This window comes from Leisingera sp. SA32 (assembly GCF_056033425.1).
In genome coordinates, this window is the sequence record NZ_JBVYHB010000038.1 from 1 (window position 1) to 6,162 (window position 6,162).

3 protein-coding genes are annotated in these 6,162 nt (G+C 59.5%); all 3 read left to right on the forward strand.

Annotated features, from left to right (window positions below; translation table 11 throughout):
* Positions 1 to 1,720: cadherin-like domain-containing protein (locus AC0IPL_RS22175; RefSeq protein WP_474277545.1), on the forward strand; the 1,720-nt coding region annotated here is incomplete at its 5' end.
* Between the two features lie 125 nt (positions 1,721 to 1,845).
* Positions 1,846 to 2,754, forward strand: coding sequence for a glycosyltransferase family 2 protein (locus tag AC0IPL_RS22180; RefSeq protein WP_474277551.1), 909 nt, complete (start codon positions 1,846 to 1,848; stop codon positions 2,752 to 2,754).
* Positions 2,755 to 3,354: 600 nt separating this feature from the next.
* Positions 3,355 to 5,778 (forward strand): right-handed parallel beta-helix repeat-containing protein, encoded by a 2,424-nt coding sequence (locus tag AC0IPL_RS22185; protein ID WP_474277555.1) that lies wholly within the window; start codon positions 3,355 to 3,357, stop codon positions 5,776 to 5,778.
* Positions 5,779 to 6,162: the final 384 nt, after the last annotated feature.

Below are 6,162 nucleotides of genomic sequence, written 5' to 3' on the forward strand. Positions count from 1 at the left end.
CTCGGCCGGTGTGTTTGCGGGCAATACCGCGCAGGCCACCGGCTATACCGCGCAGGTCGATTACTTCGAGGTGGCCAGCGACCCGATCGCCGATGAGGACGGCAGCATCACCCCGGTGAACCAGGCGCCGCAGGCCGCCGATGACGCGCTGGCGGCGGCCATCGACACGCCGCTGGTGATCGATACCGGCGATCTTCTGGGTAATGACAGCGATCCCGACGGCGATCCGGTCACCTTCGACAGTTTCACCAGCCCGGCCAACGGCACCCTCGTCGACAATGGCGACGGCACGCTGACCTACACGCCGGATGCGGGCTATGAGGGCCCCGACAGCTTCAGCTACACGATCAGCGACGGCAACCTCAGCGACACCGCAACCGTGACGGTCGCAGTCGGACCCGTCATCGACGTCTGGTACGGGCCGACACAGACCTTTGGCCAGCCCGGGGTTCCGCAAACCTGGGTCAACATCCTGGGTGATGTCTTTGCCGAGGGGCTGGACACGTTGACTTACACTCTGAACGGGGGCGCGGAGCGGACCTTGTCCGTTGGGCCGGACCAGCACCGGCTGGAAAAATCCGGGGATTTCAACATCGACATAGCATATGCCGAGCTGGACCCGACCGCGGCGGGTGACGTGGTGTCGATCATTGCCAGATACAATGACGGATCCACCCATACGCAGGACGTGACCCTCCAGTATGAGGATGGGTCCAATTGGGCTGCAAATTACGCGATCGACTGGTCCACCGTCACCGATATCCAAGACGTGGCGCAGATCGTTGATGGCAACTGGATGCTGACCGGTGATGGTGCCCGCCCCGAGGAACTGGGATTCGATCGGTTCATCACCCTTGGCGACGACGCTTGGGATTTCTTCGAAGCCCGAGTTGCCGTTACCCCGCACGACATGTCTGCTGTAGGCGGTCTGTTCGGATTCGGGCTCTGGTGGAATGGCCATACGGATGATTCAGCCATCCAGTGGCAGCCGCTGCGAGGGTTCACCCCCTCGGAATTCCTGTTCTACAACCAGCATACCGGCACGCCGCATTTCGAGATCTTCCCCAATATCGGCGATACGAATTATGCGCTGGCCGAAGGCACGCGGTTCAATTTCGTGATGCGGGTCGAGCAATCGGGCACCTTTGACCGGACCTACAAAATGAAAGTCTGGGAGGAGGGAACGACCGAGCCGGTCGATTGGCTGATGGACCTGACAATCGACTATGACGATCCTGTCACGGGGTCCTTCGCGCTGGTCACCCACCACTACGACATCACGTTCCACGACATCGATATTACGGAAATCGAGGGCGGAGATATCATTCGCGGCGATGCGGCTGATGACGTTCTGGCGGCCGTTGACACCACCGATCCGCTGCCGGGACTGGGAGAGCTGGATGTCTTTGTCGGTGACGGCGGCGCGGATGTGTTCGTCTTCGGAGAGAACGGCACCGTTTATTACGATGATGGAAACGCCACCAGCAGCGGTGAAGACGATTACGGCTATGTCTGGGATTTCAGTGCAGAAGACGCAATCCGGCTTGCCGGGACAAGTTCCGACTATCTGCTGACCGAAGACGCTGCGGGCCTGCCCGCAGGCACCGCAATCTGGCTTTTGGGCGGACCCGGTGAGCAGGATGAGCTGATCGGCGTCATCGACAATGTTTACGGGCTGGCGCTGACAGGAGACGCGTTTGAATTTTCAAATATTGCCTGACTGGCGGTTGATTCCTGGGCGTGGCTGCCCCCACCTGCCCGCCACCTCTCCGCAAAATAGGGCTGAGCCGGTGTCCTGCAGCGATGAAGACGTCCCGCAATGATAAACGATGAACGAGTATTCAGATGACACATTTTTCAGGGACGCCGCTGTCCAGCATCGGATTGCCCGTCTATAACGGCGAAAACTTCCTTGAGCAGGCAATTCAATCCGCTCTGGCGCAGAATTTCGAAGATTTTGAACTCATCATTTCCGACAATGCCTCGACCGACGGGACAGAGGAGATCTGTCGGCATTTTGCCAAGTTGGATCCGCGGATCCTCTATGTCAGGCAGCCCCGCAACATCGGTGCGGCCAAGAATTACAACTACGTGTTTCATCTGGCGCGCGGGCAGTTCTTCAACTGGCTGGCCCACGATGACATTCTGGGGCCTTCCTTTTTGGCGACTTGCCTGCAGGGGTTTGAAGAAAACGGCAGCGGCGCGGTCCTTGTCTACCCGTCGTTCAGATATATTGACGAAACCGGGCGGGAAATCGAGACAGAGGTGCCATCCTGCGTGGAGACCTCAGCCCGCACACCGGCCCGGCGGTTTTATGAAACGCTTGAACAGCTGGCGATCGTGACGTCCGTTTTCGGGCTGTTCCGCCGGGAGATCCTGGCTCGCACGCGTCTGATCGGCAGCTATATCGCATCGGACTATGTGCTGTTGGCCGAATGCGCCTTGCTGGGACATATCGTCCGGCTGAACTGCCCGCCGCAGTTTCAACGCAGGCTGCATGAGGACGGATCGCAGCGGGCAAACAAGACGCCAGACGAAGTAGCAAGGTGGTTTGACCCAGACGCGGCCGCGGATCCGCGCCCTGCACGCCGTTTGTCCCGTGAATATCTGAATTCCCTTTGTCTGACACCTGGCCTGTCCACCTCGGAGCGGCTGTCAACACTGTTTATTCTGACGGCCCAGCGGCTGAAGCTGAAGGCACATGTCCGGAAGAAACAAAAGGGTCGGCAACGATTGAAGAAGCGCGCGGTCTGACCGTTCTCGCCCTGCGCTGAATTGGACATATCGGCCGCATTGCGTTCCGGCACCGCAAAAGCAGAGCCAATGCACCGGCACTGCACGCACCACCTTGCCCGCAAACTTGCGATTCGAAACCGCCGCCCAGGGTGCGCTGACCGGATACCACCCACCGCGGTCGAAGGCCAAGCGGTTCTGCAGGTGGAATTTTTGCTCATCCCTCTGCCGGAAACACCGCGCCTCGGCGCTCGGCGCATTCGCCCCAGTGTTACAGAACAGCGCCGTTTTTTCCCAGACCGACAACACTTGTCCTTGGGCAGTTTCCCGCCGTTGCGCGGTTCTTCGCGAACGATGTGCAGGGCGAGCGGCTGAAACGAGCCGACTTTCCTCCGGGATCCGCTCGGGACTTTTCTGGCACACCGGCGACGATTAGGTCGCTGCCAGGTTTGTACCAGTTCGCTTTCCGGCGGTGAGGGGCTTGAGACACCTGCGGCACCCGGGATCTGTCCTGATGTTGCGGATCTGTCTTACGTACCTGGCACCGGTGAGTGCTGTTTCGCAATGTTAAGAGTGTTGGTCGCGCCACTCCGCGGCTGATCGCCAGTGAAAGGAAATCACATGACCGTTTGGCATTCGTCTGACCTCGGTTGGTCCGCGGGTCAGGATGTCTCCAGCGCGTTTTCGTCCCTGTTGAACAACAACCAGTTCAAGGCCGGGGACACGCTTGTTCTTGAAGATACTTACAAGATCTCGGGGTCGAACCTGCGGCTACCGGAAAACTTCACCCTGACCGCAACCAAAGGCGCAGGCCTGGATGTGCGCACCACCTCGGCCGCCGACACCTCGGCGCTGTTCAACCTGTCCAGCGGCGTGACCGTCAGCAATGTCACCTTCGACGTGGTGAACGCGCCCACCACCGGCTACAGCGCCGCGAACCCGGTGTCGGGCAAGGATTACCACACCAAGCGCGTGCTGGTCGTCGATGGCGATGGGGTCACCGTCGAGAACAGCGCGTTTTCCGGCAATGTCTCGATGCATATCGACGTGCAGAACGGCGACCGCTTCAGCCTGGACCAGAGCTCCTTCGATGGCGGCTTCTACCAGGTCCGCATCGTCGGCGGCGATGACGCCACGGTGACCGGCGGCCATTTCCGCAATTCGCTGGGCGACGGCATCAAGACCACCGCCACCCCCAGCGGCGACGGCCCCGAGCGGATGCTGGTTTCGGACAGTTTCTTCGAAGGCAACCACCGCGACGGGCTTGATGCCGCGGGCGGCTTCAAGGACGGCAAGGTGCTGAACTCGGTATTCTACGACAACGGCGTCAGCGGCATCGACATCAAGAGCCTGTACAAGGTCAGTTCGGATTTTGATGCCAGTAAGCAGAACCACAACATCAGCATTTCCGGTAGCGAGTTCATCGACAGCCCCAACGGGGTTGTTGTGACCGTACTCAACCCGAAAGGCCTGTTGAACAGCAGCAACGCGCATCTGATGCCGCATGACATCACGGTCAGCGACTCGATCTTCGAGAATACGACCTCGACCAACACCCGCGCCTTCCTGATCAAGGACGGCTATGACATCAACTGGGAGGGGATCAGCCTGCTCGGCAATGTCAGCGAGATGCGCTTCCTCGGCGCCGAGGCGCCCAGCCCGTCCGGCAGCAATCTCGGCGGTGATGTTGCGGCAACCGGCGCGGCGCGCAAGATGTCCGCCGACGCGCTGTGGTCCGGCACTGCCGGCCCCGTTGCAGATGGCGGCACCGCCGACACAGGCTCTGCGCCCGACCCGGCGCCGACGCCTGACCCGCAGCCCGAGCCGACACCCGAGCCTATCCCGGATGAAGGCACCTCCGACCCCGCGGGGAACGGAGATCTGCTGTTCCAGCGGTCAGGCGCAATGGAGTTCGACGGAACGGCCGCCAAGGTCATCGAGGCGGCACCGACAGCCGATACCAATGTCCAATCCGCAACGATCTCCTTCGAGTTCAATGCAGACAAGGTCAGCGGCAGCCAGGGGCTTGTTTCCAAGGACGCCAGCGGGACAACCGTGAACAACGGTCATTTCACCTCCTACATCAAGGGCGGCACATTGCATGTCCGTTTCCAGGAAGATGCCGCGTCGAAGACCCTCACGATGGACGGCATCGAAGCACATAAGGATTATGCCGTGCGCACCAGCTTTGGTGACGGCGAGGTTGCCCTGTGGGTCAACGATGTCCTGGCCGACACGGCCGATTTTGATGTGAACTGGCTGGACAACGGCGAGTACATCCAGATCGGTGCAAACGGCTGGGCCAGCGCGTCCGGTCAGGCCGGCTTCAAGAATGCCTTCGATGGCACCATCTCCAATGTCGCGATTACCGAAGGTTTCAGCACCGCGGCAACAGGCGGTGAACCGGAAACCGGCACCAGCACCCCTCTGCCATCGGAAGACGGCACTGGTACCGAAAGCTCCGAAGGCGCCACGGACAGCCCGCAGCCGGACACCGGCCTGCCCGCGCTTGCAGACGTCTTCGAGCTGGATGGCCCAATGGAGTTCAACCGCACGAAAGCATCGGTGCTGGAATTTGCCCCAGACCAGAAGCTGCAGGCAGAGGCCGCCGAAATCTCCTTCGTCTTCAATGCTGACACCGTCAGCGGACGCCAAGGTCTGGTTTCGAAAGATGCGTATGGCGAGGATGTTAACGAAGGGCATTTTACCAGCTACATCAGCAACGGCTCGCTGTTCGTGCGGTTCCAGGAAGGGGACGCGTCCGAAACCTTCGAGGTCGCCGGTATCCGGAAAGACACGGATTACGCCGTCAACGCCAGCTTCGGCGCAGACAAAGTGGCCCTGCGCGTGAACGACGCGCTTGCAGGAGAGGCGGAGTTCGAGTTCGATTGGCTCGACAATGCTGAATACCTTCAGGTTGGCGCAAATGGCTGGGCCAGCAAATCAGGAGACGCAGGCTTCAGAGATGCATTTGACGGGACCATCAGCGCTCTCTCCATTGTCACCGGCAGTGAGGCCCTGAGCGACGAGTTCCTTCTCGTCTGAAAATCATGCGGTGCAGGACGGCGTTCTGCACCGCAATTCTCCTGGAGACGCCGCATGACAGATCAGGAAACCGCCGCAAGTTCCAGCAACGGGAAAGATTGCAGGCAAGACGCGCCCCGTCGGGAGAGCGTCATTTCTCCACAAAACCGTGTCATGCTCTAGCTTCCCATGCAGTGCCAGAATAACAATATCTTACAGGCTTCAGATCCAAGGTTCGGTATGGCGATTCCTTTATTCTTTATTTCAGTTGGCGCAATGTGGGTTTCCACCCTTGTCTTTTGGTTGTATTTTGACTATAAAATTCTCCTATCGCTTGTCACTAGCTTTTTGATTGCCATTTCTCTGTTTTTCACAGCGTTGTTTTCGATAAGATTTATATCAACA

Coding starts and splice junctions, on each gene's coding strand:
- AC0IPL_RS22180 (WP_474277551.1), top strand. CDS start 1,846: ATGACACATTTTTCAGGGACGCCGCTGTCCAGCATCGGATTGCCCGTC.
- AC0IPL_RS22185 (WP_474277555.1), top strand. CDS start 3,355: ATGACCGTTTGGCATTCGTCTGACCTCGGTTGGTCCGCGGGTCAGGAT.